This window comes from Pricia antarctica (genome assembly GCF_900101815.1).
Lineage (GTDB): Bacteria > Bacteroidota > Bacteroidia > Flavobacteriales > Flavobacteriaceae > Pricia > Pricia antarctica.
Genome location: NZ_FNAO01000005.1, coordinates 169,578 through 193,655, shown reverse-complemented (window position 1 = coordinate 193,655; position 24,078 = coordinate 169,578). Strand labels below are relative to the sequence as shown.

The 24,078-nt window shown below is 45.5% G+C and carries 26 protein-coding genes; 8 read left to right on the top strand and 18 right to left on the bottom strand.

From position 1 onward, the window contains the following. Positions 1-203: 203 nt before the first annotated feature. From BLT07_RS10885 to BLT07_RS10860, 6 genes are all read right to left on the bottom strand, one after another. Complete coding sequence (locus tag BLT07_RS10885) at positions 204-1,109, bottom strand: tryptophan 2,3-dioxygenase family protein (protein WP_091868593.1); 906 nt, start codon at positions 1,107-1,109, stop codon at positions 204-206. Between the two features lie 219 nt (positions 1,110-1,328). Next, a complete protein-coding gene (locus BLT07_RS10880; protein ID WP_091868591.1) occupies positions 1,329-1,751 on the bottom strand; it encodes a cytochrome C in 423 nt (140 codons plus the stop codon). Continuing rightward, on the bottom strand, positions 1,741-2,025 hold the full coding sequence (locus BLT07_RS10875; protein WP_091868589.1) for a hypothetical protein: 285 nt from the start codon (positions 2,023-2,025) through the stop codon (positions 1,741-1,743). Before BLT07_RS10875 ends, BLT07_RS10880 begins: the two co-directional genes overlap by 11 nt. 10 nt (positions 2,026-2,035) lie before the next feature. Next, on the bottom strand, positions 2,036-3,049 hold the full coding sequence (locus BLT07_RS10870; RefSeq protein WP_091868587.1) for a cbb3-type cytochrome c oxidase subunit II: 1,014 nt from the start codon (positions 3,047-3,049) through the stop codon (positions 2,036-2,038). Positions 3,050-3,061: 12 nt separating this feature from the next. Next, the gene (locus BLT07_RS10865; RefSeq protein WP_245726530.1) at positions 3,062-4,810 is read right to left on the bottom strand and encodes a cbb3-type cytochrome c oxidase subunit I; all 1,749 of its coding nucleotides are present in this window, start codon (positions 4,808-4,810) and stop codon (positions 3,062-3,064) included. 101 nt (positions 4,811-4,911) lie between these two features. After that, a complete protein-coding gene (locus tag BLT07_RS10860) occupies positions 4,912-5,346 on the bottom strand; it encodes an RrF2 family transcriptional regulator (protein WP_091868585.1) in 435 nt (144 codons plus the stop codon). 139 nt (positions 5,347-5,485) lie between these two features. On the opposite strand from BLT07_RS10860, the gene BLT07_RS10855 reads away from it, so the two are divergent. The 4 genes from BLT07_RS10855 (at position 5,486) to BLT07_RS10840 (ending at position 7,777) form a co-directional block, all read left to right on the top strand. Continuing rightward, positions 5,486-5,692, top strand: a complete 207-nt coding sequence (locus BLT07_RS10855) for a hypervirulence associated TUDOR domain-containing protein (protein ID WP_091868583.1) — start codon at positions 5,486-5,488, stop codon at positions 5,690-5,692. A gap of 52 nt (positions 5,693-5,744) precedes the next feature. Beyond that, positions 5,745-6,335: a Crp/Fnr family transcriptional regulator gene (locus BLT07_RS10850; RefSeq protein WP_091868581.1), complete on the top strand. Its 591-nt coding sequence runs from the start codon at positions 5,745-5,747 to the stop codon at positions 6,333-6,335. A gap of 69 nt (positions 6,336-6,404) precedes the next feature. After that, positions 6,405-7,283, top strand: coding sequence for a pirin family protein (locus BLT07_RS10845; RefSeq protein WP_091868579.1), 879 nt, complete (start codon positions 6,405-6,407; stop codon positions 7,281-7,283). Positions 7,284-7,312: 29 nt separating this feature from the next. Further along, the gene (locus BLT07_RS10840; protein WP_091868577.1) at positions 7,313-7,777 is read left to right on the top strand and encodes a type ISP restriction/modification enzyme; all 465 of its coding nucleotides are present in this window, start codon (positions 7,313-7,315) and stop codon (positions 7,775-7,777) included. Between the two features lie 115 nt (positions 7,778-7,892). On the opposite strand, the gene BLT07_RS10835 is transcribed toward BLT07_RS10840, so the two are convergent. From BLT07_RS10835 to BLT07_RS10790, 10 genes are all read right to left on the bottom strand, one after another. After that, the gene (locus BLT07_RS10835; RefSeq protein WP_091868574.1) at positions 7,893-8,282 is read right to left on the bottom strand and encodes a group III truncated hemoglobin; all 390 of its coding nucleotides are present in this window, start codon (positions 8,280-8,282) and stop codon (positions 7,893-7,895) included. Positions 8,283-8,303: 21 nt separating this feature from the next. Continuing rightward, a complete protein-coding gene (locus BLT07_RS10830; RefSeq protein WP_175455318.1) occupies positions 8,304-8,816 on the bottom strand; it encodes a GTP-binding protein in 513 nt (170 codons plus the stop codon). 27 nt (positions 8,817-8,843) lie between these two features. Beyond that, on the bottom strand, positions 8,844-9,548 hold the full coding sequence (locus tag BLT07_RS10825) for a sulfite exporter TauE/SafE family protein (protein ID WP_091868572.1): 705 nt from the start codon (positions 9,546-9,548) through the stop codon (positions 8,844-8,846). Between the two features lie 88 nt (positions 9,549-9,636). After that, entirely contained in the window at positions 9,637-10,080 is a 444-nt protein-coding gene (locus BLT07_RS10820; protein ID WP_091868570.1) for a FixH family protein, read from the bottom strand. A gap of 101 nt (positions 10,081-10,181) precedes the next feature. Next, positions 10,182-11,600, bottom strand: a complete 1,419-nt coding sequence (gene ccoG / locus BLT07_RS10815) for a cytochrome c oxidase accessory protein CcoG (RefSeq protein ID WP_091868980.1) — start codon at positions 11,598-11,600, stop codon at positions 10,182-10,184. Between the two features lie 172 nt (positions 11,601-11,772). Then, positions 11,773-12,678, bottom strand: coding sequence for a cbb3-type cytochrome c oxidase N-terminal domain-containing protein (locus tag BLT07_RS10810; RefSeq protein WP_091868568.1), 906 nt, complete (start codon positions 12,676-12,678; stop codon positions 11,773-11,775). A 44-nt stretch (positions 12,679-12,722) separates the two neighbouring features. Continuing rightward, entirely contained in the window at positions 12,723-12,893 is a 171-nt protein-coding gene (locus BLT07_RS10805) for a CcoQ/FixQ family Cbb3-type cytochrome c oxidase assembly chaperone (protein ID WP_091868566.1), read from the bottom strand. Positions 12,894-13,015: 122 nt separating this feature from the next. Beyond that, positions 13,016-15,214 carry a cytochrome-c oxidase, cbb3-type subunit I gene (gene ccoN, locus BLT07_RS10800; RefSeq protein ID WP_091868565.1) on the bottom strand — a complete coding sequence of 733 codons (2,199 nt, stop codon included), beginning with the start codon at positions 15,212-15,214 and terminating at the stop codon, positions 13,016-13,018. 94 nt (positions 15,215-15,308) lie between these two features. Continuing rightward, on the bottom strand, positions 15,309-15,554 hold the full coding sequence (gene ccoS / locus BLT07_RS10795; RefSeq protein WP_091868563.1) for a cbb3-type cytochrome oxidase assembly protein CcoS: 246 nt from the start codon (positions 15,552-15,554) through the stop codon (positions 15,309-15,311). Between the two features lie 127 nt (positions 15,555-15,681). Further along, positions 15,682-18,078 (bottom strand): heavy metal translocating P-type ATPase, encoded by a 2,397-nt coding sequence (locus tag BLT07_RS10790; protein WP_091868562.1) that lies wholly within the window; start codon positions 18,076-18,078, stop codon positions 15,682-15,684. Between the two features lie 119 nt (positions 18,079-18,197). Between BLT07_RS10790 and BLT07_RS10785 the strand changes: the two genes are divergently transcribed. Both BLT07_RS10785 and BLT07_RS10780 read left to right on the top strand, forming a co-directional pair. Next, the gene (locus BLT07_RS10785) at positions 18,198-18,899 is read left to right on the top strand and encodes a Crp/Fnr family transcriptional regulator (RefSeq protein ID WP_245726516.1); all 702 of its coding nucleotides are present in this window, start codon (positions 18,198-18,200) and stop codon (positions 18,897-18,899) included. Positions 18,900-19,091: 192 nt separating this feature from the next. Beyond that, complete coding sequence (locus BLT07_RS10780; protein ID WP_091868560.1) at positions 19,092-19,994, top strand: universal stress protein; 903 nt, start codon at positions 19,092-19,094, stop codon at positions 19,992-19,994. A gap of 152 nt (positions 19,995-20,146) precedes the next feature. On the opposite strand, the gene BLT07_RS10775 is transcribed toward BLT07_RS10780, so the two are convergent. Further along, positions 20,147-20,371, bottom strand: a complete 225-nt coding sequence (locus BLT07_RS10775) for a hypothetical protein (protein WP_091868559.1) — start codon at positions 20,369-20,371, stop codon at positions 20,147-20,149. 418 nt (positions 20,372-20,789) lie between these two features. On the opposite strand from BLT07_RS10775, the gene BLT07_RS21015 reads away from it, so the two are divergent. After that, entirely contained in the window at positions 20,790-20,933 is a 144-nt protein-coding gene (locus tag BLT07_RS21015) for a hypothetical protein (RefSeq protein WP_175455317.1), read from the top strand. Between the two features lie 301 nt (positions 20,934-21,234). Here the strand turns inward: BLT07_RS21015 and tal are convergent, their stop codons facing one another. After that, positions 21,235-22,329: a transaldolase gene (gene tal / locus BLT07_RS10770; protein WP_091868557.1), complete on the bottom strand. Its 1,095-nt coding sequence runs from the start codon at positions 22,327-22,329 to the stop codon at positions 21,235-21,237. Positions 22,330-22,603: 274 nt separating this feature from the next. On the opposite strand from tal, the gene BLT07_RS10765 reads away from it, so the two are divergent. Continuing rightward, positions 22,604-24,067 (top strand): Gfo/Idh/MocA family protein, encoded by a 1,464-nt coding sequence (locus BLT07_RS10765; protein ID WP_091868555.1) that lies wholly within the window; start codon positions 22,604-22,606, stop codon positions 24,065-24,067. The last annotated feature ends 11 nt before the right edge of the window (positions 24,068-24,078 follow it).

Below are 24,078 nucleotides of genomic sequence, written 5' to 3'. Positions count from 1 at the left end.
ATTCGGACAAAAACATCCGAAATAAAAATCGATTGAAATAGCTTATCCCTAGAACCTTCGTTGGCATAGGGCATTTCATATCAAATCTAATAAAAGGATGGCTACAAAAAAATGTGGCTTAAGATTACACTGCCAATAAAATAGCTACGTAATGGCAAACAGCGTCCGCTTGCACAAAAAAAATGCCATACCGCATAAACGGCCTACTCCGATGCTCCCCAATTCCGTTTCTCGGCTTCCGACCAAAGCGTCGGAAAGAATTTGCGTTGCTGGTATTTCGGATGTAGGTATTTTTTCCAGTGCGAACCGCCGGTTGCGGCTTTATTCTCGCCCTTGCTATTCAGATAATGGTCCGCGGTGCGTAGGTGTACGAGAGGCCATTCGATATTGTACAGGCGGTCGAATTCCTTTAGTTTTTCAGTAAGTTCTTTGGATGGATTCTGTATTTCCAGCACTTTATTCTCAAGAGTTTTACCCTGTACTTTTTGGGCCAGACCGATAAAACTATCCAGATATTTTTTTTCGAACTGCTGCATCGTCAGGGTCTTTGTGCCCGTTTTGCGATCTAGGCCTGCATCTTTCCAATACATCTGTTCGAAATACTGTTCCACGGTGGGGTGGGAGGGTAGCCTTTTTTTGCCTGCATTGTTGATGAGGTTTTCCAGACGGGTGCAAAGAATTTCGATATAGCGGAACTGGGCGCTTTGGAAGCCGCTTGCGGGAGTCAAGGTTTTCCTGAATTCGTTATAATCATCATAGTCCATACCGTCCTTCATGATATCGAAAGAAGTGATCAGCATAGTGGTATAGCGGTTCAACCTGCCTAATTTGGTAAATAAGAACTTTTCGGTAACCTTTTCCTCTTCCACAATCTGTTCCAGTTCGTGGCGCATCATTTTCAGCAACAGCTCCGTTACCTGATGGTACATAATAAAGATGGTCTCGTCTTTAAAATGGGTTCTGGGCCTTTGAAGGGAGAGCAAGGTGTCGACCTCAATGTAATCCCAATAATTGATAGGCTTAGCGTGAAGAAGACCCTCAAGATAGGTTTCGGGGTTTTCTCCCAGTTTTTCATATTTCTTTTTGATCTTCTCCCCGGTATCGGACATTCTCTAGGTTTTAAAAAGTTTGAGGCCTATTTCCCACCATGAAGTAATTGGGTATTTTGAATAATCTACCCTTTACTTTACCAAGGACAAAATTTAAGTAGAGCCATGGCTACGGTCTAAAATTTTCAAGCCGACAACGTGAAAAAAGAGACAAAAATCCGAATTTGCAAGTGGTGGGGCTTACGAAGGCAAGTTATTTAGACCATCTTCACTCCGTCATCAAAAAAATGATTTATACAGTTCAGGCTTCCAGTACATAATGACATAGAACATCGCAAAGCCAACGAACGATATAATCAAGGCCCAGACCCATGCGGGAATGGCCTGTGGGGTCTCTGATCCCTTGATTACGAACGAATCCTTGGTTTCGCTACCATATGCATTTATGGTTATGGGAATTTGTGTATCGACTACCTCGTTTTTCTTTAGCCCGACCACTGAAATCTCAGGACCATTGCGTACTTCAAAAGGGATGGTGCGCACCCCTTCGACATTGCTCGAAGATCGGGCAACGATTTTCAGCGTATGCTTGCCATCGGGAATTTTGGTGGTATCGAGTACGAACTTGACCGGCGGCGAAAACTCCGCGAACGGTTTGGGCTCGTCATCCAGATAAACTTTTACGATTCTATTATCCTCCATGCTCGCTGAAATTTTTGTCCCATACGATGTTCTTGATATGGCTGGGATTGTTTTCTTTGGGACGTATCAAATATTTGACGCTGAAAAACAGGGTTAATGACACCAGAATTACGGCCGACCAGATAATTACGAAATCCCAGTTGCCCGAAGGTCCCGCGCCGTGTGTAATGTTCTCCAAACCTTTAGGCTGGTTCTTTTTACAGAGGTCACAAGCCAATAGGGCAGGCTGATACGCCAAAATAAAAAGGGCGAATAAGATGGTACGTGTTTTCATTTTAGATAATTTATTGCATTGCTTCCTGCTCCACAAAATCCCGTATTTTCTTAACGTCCTCTTCTTTTACTTCGGGTGCGTCGTTGCCCCAACTACTTCGTTCGTGGGTCGCAATGGCCGCAATCTCGACATCGGAGAGTTGGTCGGCGAAGGGCTGCATCACGGCATATTCGCTGCGGGCATCGTAGCCCTGCAAGATGATCTTGATCATCATTTCGGGATCCTCGTTGTTGACAATAGGGCTTCCCGCCAAGGGTGGAAACGCACCGGCGACCCCTGTGCCATCGGCTTGATGACAGACCGCGCAGACCTGTTGGTAAAGATTACCGCCATCGGGCCCCGTGCTTTTGGTGCCACCTTCCATTCCTTCGGTCTGTATTTTTTTCAATGCGGGAATAAACTTTTCGACTTGGCCATCGGGCAGTTCGGTTTGTTTTAAGGATTTCAGATAGGCCACCAATTGGAGCGCCTCGTCTTTGGCTATCACCGTTGTGCCCGATGGCCCGGCAAAATTCTCGGGTAGGTTGACGACCACATCTTCTTCTTTTACCGAACTACTATCTACCACATCGAAAAGCCAAGGATACGAAGGCATTACCGATGCCCCGACCACCGACCTTGGATTGTACAGGTGCAGCAAATGCCAATCCGGACTGGATTGCCTTTTGCCGATATTGGTCAGGTCGGGCCCGGTGCGCTCGCTGCCCAAAAGGGAGGGCGATTGCCGCCAAACGTCTATCCGTTGCTTGCTGTAATAATAATCGGATGGGATGGAGGGGCGATCTCCCCAGACATTGTCCATTTCGATGTTCCGTACCTGTTGGGTATGGCAGGTCACACAACCTTGGCTGATATAAACGTGCAAGCCTTCCCGTTCTTGGTCCGTTAATTTGGCTTGGTCGGGCAATGGTGCCACATCCTGCATCTGATAGGCGGGGAATACCGCAACGATAAAGCTTAACGTCACAAAGCCTACAAGGGAAGCAAGGACCAGTATTTTATGATTTTTATGAAAATCGAACATTCCGTTTTGTTTTTAATTGTTCACACGTTCGAGCACGGGAGCATCCAAGTTCTCGATCGGTTTCTTGTTGTTCACCATATAGTAAAAATTATAGGCGAAGATAAGATGGGAGATAAACATCGCGGTCCCTCCGATGGCGCGCCAGACCCAATAGGGTTTCATCAAAATGACCGATTCTATGAACGCGTTCCCGTCTATCCAGCTCAATCCCTTGTAGGTGCCCCCCACCATTAGGGAAACCATATAAGCGAAAAGGCCAAGAAAGGCTATCCAAAAATGGGCGCCGACAAAAACTTGTGGAGGTTCCTTGCCCGTCAGTTTGGGCAAAATGGTATACATACAGGCCCATAGAATAAAAGTGATGATCCCGTACATGGTCATGTGCGAGTGCGCCACGTTAAAATCGGTAAAATGCCATACATAATTCGTAAACCGGAAGGCCTGCAGGCTTCCTTGGGTCGAGCCCACAAAATAGAAAATGACACCGACCAAAAAGAAGGGCAGTACGTAACTTTTGGAAATATGGTTCCAACTGCCTTTCATGGTCATCAAAAAGTTGGTGGTGCCTGCGACCACGGGAATGAACATGCCCGCACTAAAGACGATGGCGGTCGTCTGCAACCACCAGGGCAGGGGACTGAACACGAAATGGTGCGTGCCGATCATGGTATAGAACAGCATCTGCGTCCAAAACGCCAGTACGCCAAGCGAATAGGAATAGATGGGCTTGTTCAGGGCCGACGGCAGGTAGTAATAGACCAGGCCGAGAGTAAAGGTCATAAACCACATACCTACGCCTTGGTGCATATAATAGCCTTGCGTTACGGTCTCGCCAAGCCCGTCCTGATAAAAGGGCAGGTATCCGATTATGGCCAAAACGGTCGTCCAGATCAAGGCCGCAAGAATGTACCAGTTGGACACATAGATATCCGAAATTTTTCGGCTGGCCACGGTCTTGTAAAAGTTCCAGAACGTGATGACCAGGGCGATGGCGAAAAGCAGCATGACCGGCCAAATATATTCCCGGTACTCGCCGCCTCCGTTGTTGATACCCGCCATCAAGCAAATAGTGCCCAAGATTACCGTTAGGTTGATCAAGATCAACGCCCACCAAGCTGCTTTATAGCTATATATTTTGGTATTCGACGTACGTGCGATCACAAAATACCCCAGGCCGATCATGGCCAGGGAGGCCCATCCCCAGAAAACGGCATTCGTATGTACGGGACGAAGCCGGCCAAAGGACAGCCATGATACGCTGTCCATTTCAGGCCAGACGAACTTCATGCCCAGATATTGACCCACCAACGTGCCGAATACGAGCCAACATACCGCCGCTCCCAAATAATAGATTACGATTTTTTTCAGCGGTTCGGGAGTTTCGATGGCGAGGGGCGTTTTTTTCTTTTCGTCGACCATGGGATTCTCCGGTTCGTGGGTTACCCGGTTTACCAGTCCCTTTTCGTCCACCACCCGTTCGTTACCGCCCAGTTCGTTACCGGTCAGTTTGTAGTTCAACGCTTTTTTCCGTTTGTCAAGAATGGCGTCTATTTCCCCTTCTTCGAGGGCCAACAATTCTTCATCGAAGGCCATTTTTTTCTTATCGATTTGCCTCGTCCTTAAATTGTCGACGTAGGCATTGAGTTTGGCCAAGAAGATGATCGCCGCAACGAAAAGCACAATGAATATCAAGATCAAGGTGCCGATAATTCCCGGGCTAGTGACCCAATTTTCAGAGGATACGGGTTCTGCCTGGGCCATGACAAATTCCGGCAAAGCCAGTATCAAGAAAACCGATGTATATTTCCCAAGAACCATTAATCTGGATATTTTCCCCATTTTATCTTAATTGTTTTGAAATTTTATCTTTTCAAATAGGTTAGTCCCACTTCCAAACCTGTTGCTAATTCGAACAAACTGGTGTTTTGTAGCATCTGTTTCAGTTCGTCACGGATGACCACGAACTTATCGTGTACCGGGCAGGGTTTGTTGGCGTTGCACCTGTCAAGCCCTAGGCCACAGCCTTCGTAGATTGATTCGCCATCGATGGCAAAGACGATATCGGCCAATTTTATGTCATCTATTCGTTTCTTTTCGATTTGAAACCCCCCTGTCGGTCCTTTCGTAGAATCTAGAATATCGTTCTTGGCAAGTTGATGTAGTATTTTAGCTGTAAAGGCTGTGGGGGAGCCGACTTTTTCTGCGATTTCCTTTAAGCTCACCCGTCTGCCCTGTAACGATTGCAGGGCGATATAGATGGTAGCCTTGATTCCGTATTCGCACGCTTTGGAAAACATTCTTTGGGGAAATTTTGGACAAATATACTATTTTTTTAATTCGGACAAAAGTATCGCAATAATGTTTTGCCTCGGAAAATTTTTCGCATTACATTAGTGATGAAATACGTTAGAAAAAAGAATCGAAAAGTTAAGTATCATGACAAATTTTAAAGTAGGTGACCATGTAAAATGGAACTCGGAGGCCGGTCATGTTTCCGGCAAAATAATCAAGGTCCATCATTCGGATTTTGATTACAAGGGCTATACGCACCACGCCAGTAAAGATGATCCGCAATATGAAATCAAAAGCGATACATCAGATCATATTGCCGCGCATAAAGGGAGTGCTCTTTCGAAAGTTTAATGTAGGTCATCCACTGAGAAAAACGCATTTTTAAAATACGGGAATTGAAAATATGCACGAGAATTTTAACAAATACCTCAGGGATAATTGGGGCATGACCGATGTGCAGGTCGCACAATTGACGCCCTTTATAAAATCAAAACAAGTCTATAAGGGCGATTTCCTTTTGAGGGAAGGCGAAGTTTCCACCCTGACATTTTTTGTTGAAAAAGGTTTGCTCCGCCTATACGGGCTAAACGAGGACGGCAAAGAGAACATACTACAGTTCGCCTCGGAAAATGGGTTGGTAAGCGACAGGGGAAGTGTATACTTCAACGAACCTTCCCATTATTGCATCGATGCCATTGAAGAATCCACGGTAATATCGATAGACAACGCTTTTATCGATACGGTTTCCGGTTTAAGTCCCGATTTCAGAAAAAAGAACGATAGGCTGTTGCACAACCATGTGCGTCACCTGAATAGAAGGATTGCACTTTTGTTGGGGGCAACGGCGGAACGGCGGTATCTCGAGTTTATCAAACTTTATCCCGATGTGATGCTCCGCGTGCCCCAATGGATGGTCGCATCCTATTTGGGCATCACCCCGGAAAGTTTAAGTCGTGTCCGCCGGGAATTGGCACAAAAGAATTTTAAGCCGTAGTTCTTACCATACATCAATGCGGATACTTTTTTTTCGTCATAGATTTGTTCCTATCAATAATAAAAAATCATGAAAACAAAAACTGTAGAACTGGTAGCAAGCCCAAGGGCACCGCATTTTGTCGGCGACGGGTTTCGGGTACATAATTTCATTCCCAGCGGATTTCGGCTGGATATGCAACGAATGAGTCCTTTTATACTATTGGACTACAATTCAACCTACACATTTCCGCCTTCCGATACACCGAAAGGGGTGGGAGTTCATCCCCATAAAGGTTTTGAAACCGTAACGATAGCCTATAAAGGCAAGGTCGCCCATCACGATAGTAGCGGCGGCGGCGGCGTAATATCCGAAGGCGACGTACAATGGATGACCGCTGCAAAAGGGGTGCTGCACAAGGAATATCACGAAGCGGAATGGAGCAAAAAGGGCGGCGAGTTTCAAATGGTTCAGTTATGGGTCAACCTTCCTGCAAAAGACAAACAAAGTAACCCTAAATACCAAGCCATAAAATATGCGGATGTCAACCGTTACGAACTACAGAACGGGGCAGGGAACATCGAAGTCATTGCCGGCGAATATAAAGGTACGAATGGCTCTGCTTCAACTTTTACGCCCTTACATATGTTCAATGCCAAGTTGAACAAGGGCGGAAAAGCCGATTTCCGGTTTCCTGCCAATTATAATACGGCGCTTCTTGTTCTGGAAGGGCATATTTGGGTCAACGGAAAAGAAGAAGTGCCCACCGACCATTTAGCATTGATGGCAAATGATGGAGAAAGCTTTGAAGTCGAAGCGACGGACAATGCGGTAGTATTGGTTTTAAGCGGAGAACCAATCGACGAACCCATTGCGGCGCAAGGTCCTTTTGTGATGAACACCAGGGAAGAGCTGGCCGAAGCCTTCAATGAATTCAATACAGGGAAGTTCGGGTATTTGGAAGATTAAATAGGCTCTAATGTCAAATCAAAACCACAATGTCGTTACATAAAAAAAGCAGGGATTCTACCGAAGGACCTATTTTTTTGGATGTCTTGGGAAGCATCCCTGACTTGGATAAGGAAGCCATTGGAAAAATCGAAGAAAAATTAAGAATGACGTTTTTATCCGAAAAAGAGGAAGCTGGCAATGTATGCATGGCGCACAGTCCCGAAGTCCGCGACGATTATAGGGATACCTTTAATGCCAAACACCTGTTAAATTTTAGGTATGCGGTATTGCATTCACCGCGCTTTCTCGGGAAATACAAGGATTTGTCAAAGATTGATGCTGTTGAATTCCATTGTCCCCACAAACGAGTTGTGTTTTGGAAATTGGCACGTCTTGGTGCACAGCTGCGGCAACTGCATCTGTCGGCATCCCCCAGCGTTAAAAAAAACAGTGGTGAAACTACGGAAATCATGAAAAAGATAGCCGAAATCGAAATTGAGGAGCGTTTATAATGATACCATTTAGATAGGTTGGTCGCATAAAATCATTCAATAAGATCCACGGTAACCAAGCGGTAGTTTTTTTTAAGGAACTACGATTATCCGAAGGTCCTTTCCGAAGTAATTTTCACTGTGATCGATGCTGAAAGATCTGCATAAACAACATGGTCGACATTTTCTGCGCCCGGTTCTTGGCGATCCAGGCTGTTTCCCCTTCGAAGATCTCATCGATGGTCGCGAACCACAAATTAAGCCATAGGCCGAAATGTTCTGACGTGATTGTGTGATTCATTTTGTCATCTACTGCTTGATGGGCGGTAACCGGGTTTCCGTAATACTTGCGTTTGAGGAAAAGTTGGGTTTCCCAGAAATCAGTCAATAACGTCAGGTGGCTTTCCCAATCGGTTATAATTGTGTTGAAAATGGGACCAAGGACTTTATCCTTACGGACTTTTCCGTAGAATGTGTCTACCAAAAGCTGTACGTCGTCCCTGTTTTTGAGTTCTTTTTTTTCCATGTGGTACTTTCCTTTTAAAATTTATCGGTCAAGAACTTCGTTCATAAACGTATGAAGCTCTTGCATCTGGGGTTTTCCTTTATGCCTGCCCGCACGTCCAAAGGCATACAGAATGGACCAAAGTATCAGCATAATACCCATGAGGCCCAATTGAAGCCCGTATGGCCGGTCTAAGGATGCGCTTGAATACGCCCATATCCCCAAAATTATAAAAATAGTGGCGACTCCGAAATGCAGAAATATGAAAAACGTCCATAGGGTGGGGTTGGGGCCGAACATGCCGTAGAGTTTACTACCTTTTTGCTCATTGACTTCCAAATGCTCTTCCAAATCGTTGATTTCAAGATGTAGTTGTGGCGACCAAAAATGGTTCTTTTCGGGATTGAACTTGATAAAAACATGGTCGTCGATGCGGTTGACCAAGAATGGCTTTTTTTCGGAATTTTCGAAGGCCTTAAGTAGTGTTTCCTTAGCATCGGGCAAGTTTAGCTGAAACCTTGGTCTAAGTACGATTTCATTGGGAAGGGCTTTCATTGGTCAAGGCTTTCTACGAGCGTAAAATCATTCATGGCATTCCATTTGGCTGGATACCACTTCAACAACAGGTTTCGGGGATATATAGGGGATGCCCAGTCCCCATCCTCTGAGGATAAAAAGCACGCCGACCACTACCACAAAAACGGGAATCAATCGCTGCACTTTTTGCCGCATGCCTCCTTTTAGCAATCCACTAAAGTATATGGCGGTCGTCATTAAAGGGACGGTGCCCAACCCGAAAAGCACCATATAAAGACTGCCTTTGACCGCACTGCCCATGGCAATTGCTCCAAAAAGGGCCATGTAAACAAGGCCACAGGGTAGAAATCCGTTCAAGAAGCCGATGGTCAAAAACGTATCGGGAGACTTCTTTTTAAGTGCTAGGCCCAGCCGGTTCTTAACTTTGGAGATAACTTTGTAAATAGGCTTGGAAAGGTTGTACCGGTTAAAGGTTTTATAGGGAATCAGTACCACGAGAATCATCAGCACGCCAATGGCGATGGACAGCTTTTGTTGCATCCCAAAGACATAGAGCCCTTTGCCGAGCAAGCCGAACACAAGTCCGATGATGCCATAGGCCATGAGGCGACCGAAGTGGTAGATGAAGATCTGTCCGAATTTCCTTAGACTGTTTGATTGGTCCACAGGAAGCATAAAGGCAATAGGCCCGCACATGCCGACGCAGTGAAGGCTTCCCATTAAACCTAGTATGAGGCCGGACCAAAACATTTTTGAGATTTTAGAGGTTAGATTGAAAACGTTTGATATGCGGTCGGTGGTTGAGGACTTAATGGTCTTTGAAGCCTAGGTCAATTGTCTAATACATAAGGCTCTCTTTATGTAAATACTTTTCACCCTCGTATTCCCAAGTGACTTTGATGTTCCAACGCCCATCCAACAAACGGCTGGCAGGTATGAGTAGATGGGTATTGGACAGGCTGATGGGTATCTCAAAATCCAAGTTTTTGTTGGATGGTCTGTAGAGGGACACGAGTCCCTTTATTGTTTCGAGATTCAAATTTTCCGGAAAGGTCAATTGTACCCCTTCTGAAGATTTTTCTACTTTCAGTGGTGCCTTTGAATTCGCATTTTCTTCGGCATCGATTTCCTCTTGGTATTCGAGTGTTGCCTTGTAATAATCTTCGGTGACGAGGTCATGATTGGCGCGATAATCGGTGTTCATGCGTACAACGAAGAAAAGAATGAAGCTTATAAAAGCTACAAAAGCAATGACTATTGATGTTCCCCAGTTTAGTTTCATGATATGTCTTTTTTTTAACTTTAGATTGACCTGACCTTAAAGGAGCCCTCCGGTGTTGGCATCACCTTGCAGGTAAAGCTCTTTCAATGGCGCCTTGCCGGTCACTTATAACTCCTCGGCCCCATAAACATCGTATGGGTGGTTTCAATCAGTTCATCGCCGCTGTAAACGCCGATTTTCAATTTTTCCTTATCCGTTTTAAGTGCGGCGTTGTTTATTTCTACGAACAGTGTGCCTTCTGTCAATTGTTCTGCCGGTACCTTGAAATCACCGTGGCGTACCAAATCTATTTTCCCTTTATGCGAAATGAGCTTAAAATGCACATCGGGGATGTCTCTCGTGGTTTTGTTGACCAATTTATAGGTATAGACATTGCTGATAATGTTGCCGTCTTTATGTTCGTACAATTGTCCGGGTAGTCTAAGTATGTTGGCCTCGATATCATTGCGCAGAAAGAGCATACCGATCAACAGACCGGTCAATATGGTCAATACTGCGGTATAACCTTTGAGTCTTGGGGTAAACTCGAATTTTTTCTTTTTTACGATTTCATCCTCGCTGGCGTACCGAATCAGGCCCTTGGGTAGGTTTACCTTTTCCATTATTGTATCGCACTCGTCGATACAGGCGGTACAGTTCACACATTCCAGTTGGGTACCGTTACGAATGTCGATACCTGTTGGACAAACGTTCACGCATTGAAAGCAATCGATACAATCGCCATGGCCCAAGGCTTCCCGGTCTTCATTTTTACGGAATTTCTTTCGGCCGTTTTCAGCCTCGCCGCGTTTATGGTCGTAGGCCACCACGATGGATTTGTTGTCGAGCAGTACGCTCTGCATTCTACCGTAGGGGCAGGCAATGATACAGACCTGTTCCCGAAACCAAGCGAATACAAAATAGAATACGGCCGTAAAGATTAAGAGCGAGACCATAATACTGAAATGTTGCAGCGGTCCGTCCATCACATACTGGATCAGTCTGTCGCTACCGATAAGGTAGGCGAGAAAAACGTTGGCGATGAGAAACGAAATAATAAAAAATACGAACCATTTCAAGCTGCGTTTTTTTATTTTTTCGGAGTTCCAGGGCTGGCGGTCCAATTTGATCTGTGCCCCTCGGTCGCCGTCGATCCAATATTCTATCCTACGGAAGACCATTTCCATAAAAATGGTCTGGGGGCACATCCATCCACAAAAAATACGCCCGAAGGCTACCGTGAACAGGGCGATAAAAACTACCCCTATAATCATAAGGACCACGAAAAGATAAAAATCCTGCGGCCAAAAAGGAAGACCGAAAACGTTGAAACGGCGTTCCAGTACATTGAACATCAAGAACTGGTTGCCATTGATTTTCACGAACGGGGCCGCGAACAAAAAGGCCAGCAGCATATAGCTGACATATTTACGGTATTCATACAATTTACCACTGGGTTTTTTGGGAAACACCCAAGTACGCTTGCCTTCTTCGTCAACCGTGCCGATACTATCCCTAAAATGCTCTTGGTCTTGTGCCATATTATGCCCTATATTCCCATCGGGGAATTCCCGGGATTTTTTAAATGATACCTTATATCGCCTGCAACAATTCCACCTCATTGAGAAGCACCACGGACGTGTTTTTTTGGGATGCCAAGGTCGTGGAATCGGTCACTATCGAGATCGACTCCCAGTGCTGTTCGGATACCGTTCAGTCTCCTTCGGCCCCTTGCAGGCCCGTATTGTCATCCACCCAAATATCACCTTGAGGCTCTTTAGGGTTTGCGGGAGTTGTACCCTCAAAGGTAAGCACGTAGCTGGCCACCTGGGCCATCTCCAACGGTTTAAGATTTTGTTTCCACGCGACCATACCTTTACCGTCACGGCCTCCCTCGGAAATCGTATGGAAAACATTTTTGATTCCGCCGCCCAGGATCCAGTTCGCATCGGTCAGGTTGGGGCCGATACCACCACCCCCGTCGGCCATGTGACAAGCGACGCAGTTGGTTTCAAAAATGGCTTGTCCGGCACTGAGGTCGGACGCATCGGTCAATAGTTCTACCGTGTTAACATCTACCATATCTTTGGCCGTTTTTTTGTATTCCTCGATTTCGAGCTGGGCAGCGGCCACTTCCTGTTCATATTCCATAACTTGGTCATAGTCGTTGAACACATGAAAGCGCACCATATAGGCTACCCCAAAAATGATGGATGCGTAGAACATGTATACCCACCAAGGCGGCAGTTTGTTATCCAACTCACGAATACCATCGTAATTATGGTCCAAGATAATTTCGCCTTCGGCTTCCATTGGCTTTGAACCCAAAAGTTTGCTGTAGGTTCTTTTGCCCCATTCCCATTCCCATTTTTCGTTCTTGGCGGCCAAATAGCGCTCTTTGCCTTCTTCTGAAAGGGTTTGGAACATTACGTTTTCAATGGCCGCCAGTATCAACTCAATAGCGATGATCAGCAAGAGAATGAACAGCATAAAAGCTTGTGCCATCGGATATTCGAGAATGGCCAGCTTGTTTCCGGAATCGATGAAGAATTCCATCAGGCCCAATATAAGGAAGAATGCGATGGGAATGCGAAGCCACCAAAGTCTGTTATTTTCCATATTTTAATGTTTTTGCATTTTAGTTGGTTTTTACTCTCTATCTTCTAATCCTCCTCCAAGGGCATTTCGCTCATTTCCTTAATATGCCCTTTTGAGGCGGTGAACACCCACCAGAAAAGGATTACGAAGAACACGAAAAAGATCAGCAACGATATCATGGGATAGGTGGCGACACCCTCTATACTTTCCATGTATCCCTTTACGAATTTTAGCATTTTTTAAATTTTAGATGTTAGCCTACGAGATCTTTTTTTGAAGTTTAAGGTTTAGTTGGGCCTATACCGGCCTTGATCTACAAGGAAGTCGCTTAGCCAGCAACCTCTTGCAGTTCGACGATCTACTTTTCCGATATGACCTCTCCGGTTTCCTTTATTTTAATATCTGTACCCAAACGTTGCAGGTAGGCGATCAACGATACGATTTCACGGTCCCGCATCTCTATGAATTCCTCCCCGTTATCGGCGGCATATTTTTTGTCCGCTTCATACCCATTGGCAAAATCGGGGTCGGTATACAGGTTCTTTTCGATTTTTGTCGCCTGTTCGGCCATGGAAGCTACTGCGTTTGCAATATCTTCTTCAGTATAGGGTACGCCAAGGGTAACCATGGCCTTCATTTTTACTTCTACGTCACTGCGATCATGCCTGTCGCGTATCAACCAGGAATACGAGGGCATGATTGAACCCGATGAGGTGCTCTGCGGGTCGTACATATGGTTCAAGTGCCAGTTATCGGAATATTTTCCGCCAATGCGATGCAGATCGGGACCGGTACGCTTACTGCCCCATAGAAAGGGATGGTCATATACATATTCCCCCGCTTTCGAATATTCCCCATAGCGTTCTACCTCGCTACGGAACGGCCGTACCATCTGCGAATGACAGCTCACACACCCCTCGCGAATGTAGATATCCCGACCCTCAAGTTCAAGTGGGGAATAGGGTTTGACACTTGATATGGTCGGAATATTCGACTTGACTAAAATGGTAGGAACGATTTGAATGATGCCCCCTATCAAAATTGCTACGGTCGCCAAGATGGTCAACTGTATCGGCTTACGTTCCAACCACGTGTGGAAAGTTTCGCCGGCAGTCCTTCTTTTAGATACTCGTGTCAATGCAGCGGCTTCGGCGAGTTCATCCTCGATTTTGCTTCCCAAACGAACGGTGACCACGACGTTGTAAATCATCACACAGGCACCGATAATATACATACTGCCACCGATGGCACGCATCCAGTACATGGGCATGATTTCGTTTACGGTCTCCAGGAAGTTACCGTAGACCAAGGTGCCATCCGGATTAAAATCCTTCCACATTAAAGCCTGAGTAAATCCGGCCACGTACATGGGCAGGGCATATAGGATGATTCCTAACGTACCGATCCAGAAATGGAAGTTCGCCAATCCAACGGAATACAATCTTGATTTCGTCATTTTCGGGACCAACCAATAGATCATCCCAAAGGTTAAGAATCCGTTCCATGCCAAGGCACCGACATGTACGTGCGCAATGATCCAATCGCTAAAATGGGCGATGGCATTTACATTCTTGAGGGAAAGCATGGGGCCTTCGAAAGTAGCCATACCATAACCTGTAATCGCAACGACCATAAATTTCAGAACGGGATCGGTACGCACCTTGTCCCATGCGCCACGGAGGGTCAACAGGCCGTTAATCATACCGCCCCATGAAGGCGCCAACAACATTATGGAAAAAGCGACACCCAGATTCTGGGCCCACTCCGGCAATGCGGAATACAGCAAGTGGTGTGGCCCGGCCCAGATATAGATAAAGATCAAGGACCAAAAATGTACGATGGATAGTTTATAGGAATAAACAGGTCTGTTCGCCGCCTTAGGAACAAAATAGTACATCAGGCCCAAGAAAGGGGTAGTCAAAAAGAAAGCCACCGCGTTATGCCCGTACCACCATTGCACCAGTGCATCCTGTACGCCGGCATAAACGGAATAACTTTTCAGCACACCCACCGGAATCGCGAGACTATTGAAAATATGGAGTACGGCAACGGTTACAAATGTGGCCAGATAGAACCAAATGGCAACGTATAGATGCCGCTGTCTTCTTTTGAGCATAGTGCCGATCAAGTTCCATCCGAAGGCTACCCATACCAACGTAATGGCAATATCTATGGGCCATTCCAATTCCGCATATTCTTTGGTGCTCGTATAGCCCAAGGGCAAGGTGATCGCCGCTGCGACAATGATTGCCTGCCAGCCCCAAAAATTGAACTTGCTCAACGCATCGCTGAACATACGGGCTTTGAGCAATCGCTGGGTGGAGTAGTAGACTCCCGCAAAAATGGCGTTGCCTACGAATGCAAAAATAACCGCATTGGTGTGCAAGGGGCGCAAACGGCCAAAGCTCAACCACGATATACCGTCGGTGTAATTTGGGAACATGAACATAAAGGCCAGCATAAGGCCAACGGACATCCCCACGATTCCCCAGAACATCGTTGCGTAGAGAAACTGTTTTACGATCTTGTTATCGTAATAGAACTGTTGTACTTCCATAGTATTGGTTGTTATTAAAAGAAGGAAAAAAGAGAATAAAGAAATGCGTCATTAGCTTCAATTTTATCTCTATTCTTTTCTCGAGGTCTCTTTTCTATTCAGTTGGATTATTCTTATTTGTTTTTAAATGGGTCAAGGTATTTTTCTGCACTTTTTCTTGGGATTTTCCGTCCGTACCGGTCCGAAGGGTAGGTTTGACAAGTTCGTCGTCAAAAAGCATGCGTACCGAGGGCGTGTAAGAGTCATCATACTGTCCGCTTTTGACCGAAACGATAAAGGCAACAAAGAAAATGAGCGCAACGATAAGGCTGATGGCCAACAATACATAAATTACACTCATACTTTTTTTAATTTCGGGGTAAAACTACATTCGGGATATTTCACGAAATATGATATTTATCAGGTTTTCTGTTTTTTTATAAATCATTGGCTGTTCAAGACCCCGATTTCCACAATCCTTTCTTCCCTCACCTTAACTTCCTTCCCAATATATTCGTCATACCCGTTGCGAATGCCACTACGCTAATTGAGCTCAATGGCATCAGAATGGCAGCTACAACAGGCCGTAGCTGTCCGGTTACGGCGAAATAGAGGCCGATTGCGTTGTATAATAGAGATAGGATAAAGCAAAGTTTGACTATTTTCATTGCTTTTTGGGATGCCAGAATGTACTGGTAAAGCTGCTGGAATTTGGAAGCATCCAAAATACCATCGCATGCTGGCGAAAATATGTTTACGTTTTCCGAAATGGCGATTCCTACATCGGCTTGGGCCAAGGCGCCGGCATCGTTCAGTCCGTCGCCGAGCATCAAGACCTTTTTGCCTTTTTCTTGCAACGATTTTATAAAATGCAGTTTGCTTTCCGGTTTTTGGTTGAAATGGAGCGGCGTATTTTGAGGAAGCAGTTGCTGTAACCGCTCTTTTTCGCCTTCGTTGTCCCCCGAAAGTAGGGCGAGGTCCAAAAATCCGGACATCCCCTGAAATAATTCGCTAACCCCCTCACGATAGTGGTTGTAAAACACGTATTTGCCCCTGTACGAATCGTTGCTACTGATATGCACCGAAGTGTTGAGGGCGTCTTTCGGTTGCCGATTGCCTACAAAATCCATCGAACCGATTTTCATATGGTCGTTGTCCTTTGTGCCTTCCAAGCCCTTGCCCAGATGCTCTTCGTATTCATCTAAGGTATAGATATCCTGTTCGGCGAGCATGTTGTACAATGTGCGGCTAAGCGGATGGTTCGAAGCGCGGAGGGTATTTTTTAAAAGCGATTCTTCTTGAGCGGTCAGGGGCATGCCCTCATAGGTGGCCATACTTTTTTGGGATGTTGTAATCGTTCCCGTCTTATCGAAAATGGCCGTGTCGATAAGGGCGAGCTGCTCGATGGTTTGCGTATCTTTTAGGTAGAATTTTTTACGGCCGAAGATGCGGAGTAGGTTTCCCAAGGTAAAGGGTGCCGCGAGAGCGATGGCACAGGGGCAAGCAATGATGAGCACAGCGGTGAAGACGTTCAGCGCCTTGCTCGGGTCGAGGTAAAGCCAGAAAGCTGTAGAAATAAAAGCGATGGACAGCACGGCAATCGTAAACCGCCTTCCGATGCTGTCGGTCAACGTACGGAATTTGCTCTGCGTATTGTTTTGGAAAACGGAATTGCCCCACAATTGGGTCAGGTACGATTGCGAGACGGATTTTAAGGCCTCCATCTCGATGGCGCCCTGCAATTGTTTTCCTCCCGCATAGACCTTATCCCCCGATTGCTTGCTTATAGGTTCCGATTCTCCCGTAACAAAACTATAGTCGATTCGGGCAGTTCCATTGATCATGATACCGTCGACCGGAATCAGTTCTTCGTTGCGGATCAACAAACGATCGCCGCGTTCAATTTCATGTAACTGTGTTGTGATTTCTTTTCCTTCGGCTGTAATCCGGGTTATTGCAATTGGGAAGTAGGCCTTATAGTCCCGCTCAAAAGAAAGGAAGTCATAGGTTTTTTGTTGGAAGAATTTCCCCAATAATAGGAAGAAAACCAATCCCGTTAGAGAATCGAAAAACCCGCTTCCCCAATCGAAAATGATTTCTACCGTGCTTCGAAGAAAAAGTACCAGAATGCCCAAAGCGATAGGCACGTCGATGTTTAATAGTTTACTGCGCAAGCCTTTGTAGGCGGAGATAAAATAATCCCTTCCGGCATAAAAAACAACGGGCAACGAAAAGGCGAACATCATCCACCGAAATAAGGTCTCGTATTGGTTGAGCCAGAATTCACCACCTGACGTACGGCTCAATGACATATCAAAATAATCGGGAAAAGATAAGAACATTACATTGCCGAAAGCAAAACCCGCCACCGCCAATTTGTAGATCAGGTTGCGGTCGATGTCCTTCTTTTTATTGTCAAAATCATCCAAGGAAATATAGGGCTCGTAGCCAATTTTCGAAAGTAGGATCACCAGTTGCTTTAAGGGGATTTTTGAGGGATTATACGTGACCCTCACCGATTTTTTTGGAAAATCAACCTGCGATAAGCTGATGGCCGGATTCAATTTGTTCAGGTTTTCAAGTACCCAAATACAAGAACTACAGTGAATATGTGGAATGTAGAGATTGATAATCTGCAGCTCGGTGTCGCTGAATTCCGTCAAGCGTTCGATGATAGCCTCGGTCTCTAGATAATCATATTTACCCTCGCTCGTTTTTGGGGTCGCACCCGCGGCCGATTGCAAATCATAATAATAGGATAGGTCGTTCGTGTCGAATATTTCGTAGACCGTCTTGCAACCGTTGCAGCAAAATTCTTTTTCGTCGAAAATAATTGGCGCGGCCCCACAATCGTCCCCACAATGATAACAGTTGACCGTTTCCATAGCTATTCTAAATACCGGTAGCAAAGATGCCGACAATAGCCGTCCGAGAATATGATAATTGTCATGTTTTCTCTTTTTTGTAATCTGTATTTTTACACCGTTGAGAAAATATCGAGCGTATGATAGATGGTATACAGACCCGTTGTGAAAGTTGTATCGTAAGGCAGTTCAATGCCTTGCGGGCAATGAGTAAAGAAGAACTGAAAAAAGTTTCTGATGCCAAAACCGTCAAAATAGTCAAGAAAGGACAGCCGATTTTTGAGGAAGGCGAAAAATTGCCAGGGGTCTATTGTGTGCGAAACGGAGTCTCAAAACTGTCGAAACTGAGTGCCAACGGGAAGAACCAAATTGTGAAATTGGCCGCCAAGGCCGAGGTATTGGGCCAGCGTTCCGTTATTGCCGAAGAAGTCACCAACCTAAGTGCCACCGCTGTCGATGACATGGAAGTCTGTTTTATACCCAAAGAGATTATTTCCACTACGCTGAACGGAAATCCCAATTTCACTATTGAGGTGTTGCGCCATATGGCCCACGATCTCAAGGAAGCCGATGACGTTATCGTGAACATGGGCCAAAAAACGGTAAAACAGCGCATTGCCGAGGCGTTTCTGTACCTGAAAACAAACTTTGGGGAAGATAAGAACGGGTTTTTATCCTTGACCCTTTCCCGAGAAGATATTGCCAATGTGGTCGGTACCGCAACGGAATCGTGTATCCGGATAATTTCAGAATTTAAGAAAAAGGGATTTCTGAAAACCTCCGGTAAAAAGGTTGCCATCGTTGACGAAAAAGGACTTCAGAACGTGATCGACGGATTTTGAGAAGACTATCCGGCATGACTAAAATTTGGAGACTACTGTAGCAAACTTCCACTCAGGCTATGTTTTGATTATTTGTTGTGACGTCACGTAAAGTAAGAGTAGTTGAACAAATCGCAGAAAACCTGATAAATATCATAGTTTTCGTTAATGGTCCCCTATACATTTGTTGCCATATTCCCAAGCACAACACTCATGAAGAACATTTTGATACCTACGGATTTTTCCGAAAACGCATGGAACGCCGCAAGATACGCTATGGATCTTTTCAAGAACGAGAAATGTATCTTTCATTTACTGAACGTATACACACCGGCCATAGCCAGTAGTCGTTTTATGGCCGCCAATTTTGACGGGGCGGCGTTCGAAGATGGTGCACATCTGCATTCCGAAAGGGGACTCAAGACATGGGTGGAGCGGATAAAAAAATGGGACAACAATCCCTATCATCACTATAAAACCATTTCATCTTTCAGTTTTTTGGTGGACGAAATCAAGGATACGGTCGAAAACCACAATATCAACTTGATCGTGACCGGAACCAAGGGGGCATCGGGCATGGAAGAGGTTTTTATGGGAAGCAATGCCGTACGCATGATCAAATCCATCAAAAATTGCCCGGTATTGGCCATTCCACAAGATTTCGATTTTGTGACTCCTACTGAAATCGCTTTTGCAACGGACTTTAACCGTTTCTATGCGCAATCTGAGCTACAGCCGTTGATCGAGATGGCGAAAGCCTTTGGGGCGGCTATCCGCATTGTTCATGTACAGTATGAAATCATGGCATTGACGGAGCTTCAGCAGTTCAATCTAGGCATGCTTCGTAAATATTTAAAGAACGTTGAGCATTACGTGCATACGGTTTCCGAATTGAATTCCGTCTCAAAAACCTTGGAGGCCTTTACCAACGAACTCGATATCCATTTACTGGCCATGCTCAACTATCAACACAGCTATATGGAGCGTATGACCCGTGAACCGGTAGTCAAGCGTGTGGCTTTCCACACCCAAATTCCGCTATTGGTCATTCCCGAACTGGGTATGGGGCTCGCGCCCAAACGAAAATCTTCTGGGCAAAACGCGGTGTCAAATTGAGGCTAGGAAGTGGCATGGCTAAACCCTTATTACAATTATTCCAAAATTTAGTCGGCGAAGCTTATTGTTTTACTCCGTATGCCGTAGAGCCAATAGAAGCGTAAAGCGATTTGCGTTCGGCGTAATGCCTAACCGTCAAGCCTGGCGCTAGGTTACTCCTGCCGCCCTATGGGATGGTCTTCATAAAAGTCGGCAAAGGTTTTATCGGTGGTATAGTTGTCCCGTAACACCCTATAGACCATAAATACAATCATTATTTGCCCTAATACGGTGATATAAAACACCCAATTGAAGGCAAAGTTCATAACCGACATGATTGTAACTGTTATCAAAACAAGGGTGGTGGCTGCCACCCAGAACATAGCTGAATCTTTCATTATTTTTTACAACAATATAACGAAAATTGATCTCCGGTGCTGTTAAGACGATCTGAAATTTGATAGTCTGTCCCCTTTTTATACTAACTATTCTGAACCGATTTTGCTTTAAGGTCATAGATAAGCCCTTTTGGGTCAATAGATCCGTCAGTTACCTCCTAACTTGGTAATATGGGTTAAGGTAGTATTATTTCTAAAAATATCTGGATATGATATATTGTTCGCCTTGCAAAGGAAATAGGTCTTGATGCCATGCTGATGAACTACAGAATACCTTGAACGAAGAACAGGATTCGGATGGAAAGTTGACCGCTGTGCCAAAAGATTACTTGAACCAAAATACCATAGCCAAGGCTTGATACTATAAAAATAAGAAACGGGAATTATCCCATAAACGCTAATTTTAAATACTATTATTATGGATAAAAACAAGAATAAAATCGAAAAAGGAAAGCAAAGTATTGGTGAGCAGGCCATCAATCACAAAGAAACCGATGGCAAGAAAATAAACCAGCAGGAAAAACAGCGGCAAGAGAAGCACCAGCCTAGAGATAATGCGTAAGGTCTTTTCAACGCCTTTAAACTAAAAAAAACCAGCCCTAAGCTGGTTTTTTGTATTTAAATCCAATGATAACTCCGATGACAATCACAGCGTAATGCCAATGAGCGTAGTGCCACGTTCCCTAAAAAAGAGCGTTAAGAAAAATTACCACGATGTCAGGGTAAATAAAAGGACTATCGCATAAAGTGTGTAAATAAAATGTATAGCAACAGTTAAAATAATCATAATTTAAAGGCTACTTTTAGAGAGCATGGCCGCATCATGTATGCTATGCTTATTCTAAGCTTCATCAACCGAAAGATTAAGAAACCGCCTTTTGTTTTTGTGCCTCGATCCCTTTTAAAAGTTTGTCGAACGGTGTATTGAATTTTTCGATACCCTCGTCTTCCAGGTCTTGTGTGACCTTGTCGATATTGATTCCTTTTTCCTTTAATTGGTGTAGCACCTTATCCGAGTGATCGGTATTTTCGGTCAGCTCGTTGGCCACTTTACCATGGTCGCGAAAGGCTTCCAAAGTATCTAATGGCAGGGTATTGACGGTTTCCGGACCGATAAGGGCCTCTACGTATTTGACATCGCGGAACGAGGGGTCTTTGACACTGGTACTGGCCCAAAGTACCCTTTGGGGTTTTGCCCCTTTCTTCCTTAATTTTTTAAAACGATCGCGGGAGAATACTTCCTGATAGATCTGATAGGCCTTTTTTGCGGAGGCAATGGCCACCTCGCCTTTTAAATCTTTTAGGCCTTTTTCTTCCAACATGGGATCGACCATCACATCAATACGGCTCAGGAAAAAGCTGGCTACGGACGCGATTCCGTCAATGGATTTACCAGCGTCGAGCCTGTCTTCCAGACCGCTGATAAAGGCTTCCGTTACTTCCTTGTACCGGGGAATACCGAACAAGAGGGTCACATTGATATTGATGCCTTCGCTGATGCATTTTCGTATGGCAGGCAATCCTTCTTTGGTACCGGGAATCTTGATCATCACGTTTTTGCGGTCTACTTTTTTCCAAAGCTCCCTAGCCTGTGCTATCGTGCCGTTGGTATCCCGAGCCAAAAATGGGGATACTTCAAGGCTGACGTAACCGTCCAGGCCTTCGGTCTCTTCGTAAATGGGTTGAAAGATATCCGTGGCACGTTGAATATCCTTTACGGCCAGGCCGAAAAAAATAGCCTCGTTGTTGTTCTCGTTTTTGGCGAGCGACGCAATATCTTCGTCATAGTCGGAACTGTTGCTGATCGCTTTTTCAAAAATGGCCGGATTCGAGGTAATGCCCCGCAGCCCGTCATCATCGATCCAAGATCTCAATTTGCCAGAATCCATCATTTTTCGATCCAAAAGATCTAGCCAAATGCTCTGTCCTTGTTGTAGTACTTCCAATAGTGGGTTCATAATACTATGTTTTGCTTTAAAGTTAAGGTAAGGCGCGTTTGAAAACAAACAACGGCCGGTTTGAATCAACATTTGCTTGTATTGAACCAAAAAAATTAAATACTGAGGCAGGCTGCGGGTCGCGGAATGGGAAAAACGGAATTATTTCCCCGAAATGAACAGAAAAAAGTAGATTTATACGTAAATTAATCGTGTTTTATTTTGAGCGCAATTGTACAACTCCCTAGTATATTAAAATGCGCTTGGATAAGACATTCATTTTAAATCGAGAAACATGTCAAAAAAATCAAATGTGCCTGCAGGATCAAGAAGGAATTTTATTAAAAATACGGCGATAGCGACCGCTGGAATATCGATAGTACCGCGCCACGTGTTGGGCGGCCCTGGTTTTATCGCCCCTAGCGATAAACTGGTAGTAGCCGGCATTGGGGTAGGTGGCAAAGGGAAAAGTGATATCGCCAATTTTGCGAAAACGGAAAAGGCCGATATCGCTTTTCTCTGTGATGTTGACGAACGCAGGGCGGCGGATTCCGTGGCCCGTTTCCCCAAAGCCAAATATTATAAGGATTGGCGGGAACTGTACGACAAAGAATCCAAAAATTTCGATGCCGTTTCCGTTTCCACTCCCGATCATACTCATGCGGTAGCGGCATTACCGGCCATGGAAATGGGGAAGGCGGTCTATGTTCAGAAGCCCTTGACGCATGATATTTACGAGGCACGGCAATTGACCGAGGCCGCTAAAAAATACAAGGTAGTGACCCAAATGGGCAATCAGGGCGCCTCTTCCGATGGTTCTCGCCAAGTACGCGAGTGGTACGATGCCGGGGTCATCGGAAATGTACACACGGTCTATTGCTGGACCGATAGGCCTGTATGGCCGCAGGGCATTCCCTGGCCCCAGACCAAGGCGGAAGTTCCCAAAGAACTCGATTGGGACCTGTGGCTCGGCACTGCGCCCTATAAGGATTTTATAAACGGGCTTGTACCCTTCAACTGGCGGGGTTGGTGGGACTACGGTACGGGTGCCCTAGGCGACATGGGCTGCCATTTGGTAGAGTCCCCGTTTAGGACCCTTGACCTGAAATATCCTAAAGACGTTCAATGTAGCGTGGGTAGCGTATATGTCGACGAGTTTCAACGCGGATATTTTCCGGATAGCTGTCCACCTTCGAGCCACGTAACGATGACCTTCCCTAAGACGGATAAAACCGATGGCGAGGTCGAACTGCACTGGATGGACGGTGGCATACAGCCCACACGGCCTGAGGAGCTGGGCCCGAACGAGACCTTTGGCGATGGCGGAAACGGCGTGCTTTTCATCGGCGATAAGGGCAAGATGATGTGCAGCACCTATGGCGAGAACGCGCGGTTGTTGCCTACCTCGAAGACTGATGAAGTCAAGGTGCCTCAAAAGTTGGCAAGGGTGCCCGGTAGTACCGATGGCCATTATGGCCAATGGGTCGAGGCCGCCATCGCGGGATATGGTAAAAAGGAACTGAGCTCACCTTTCGAGATTGCCGGGCCGCTGACCGAAACCTTGTTGATCGCCAACCTCGCCATTAGGGGCGTAGACATCAGAAAGGAAATGAAAAACGACCAAGGAAAAACTTATTTCGATTATCCCGCCCGAAATATTGAAATGCTCTGGGACGCCGAAAAAATGCGCGTTACCAATATCGATGAAGTAAACCAGTTCGTTAAACGTGACTATCGGAATCCTTGGACCTTAGGGTAAGCCTGAAAGTT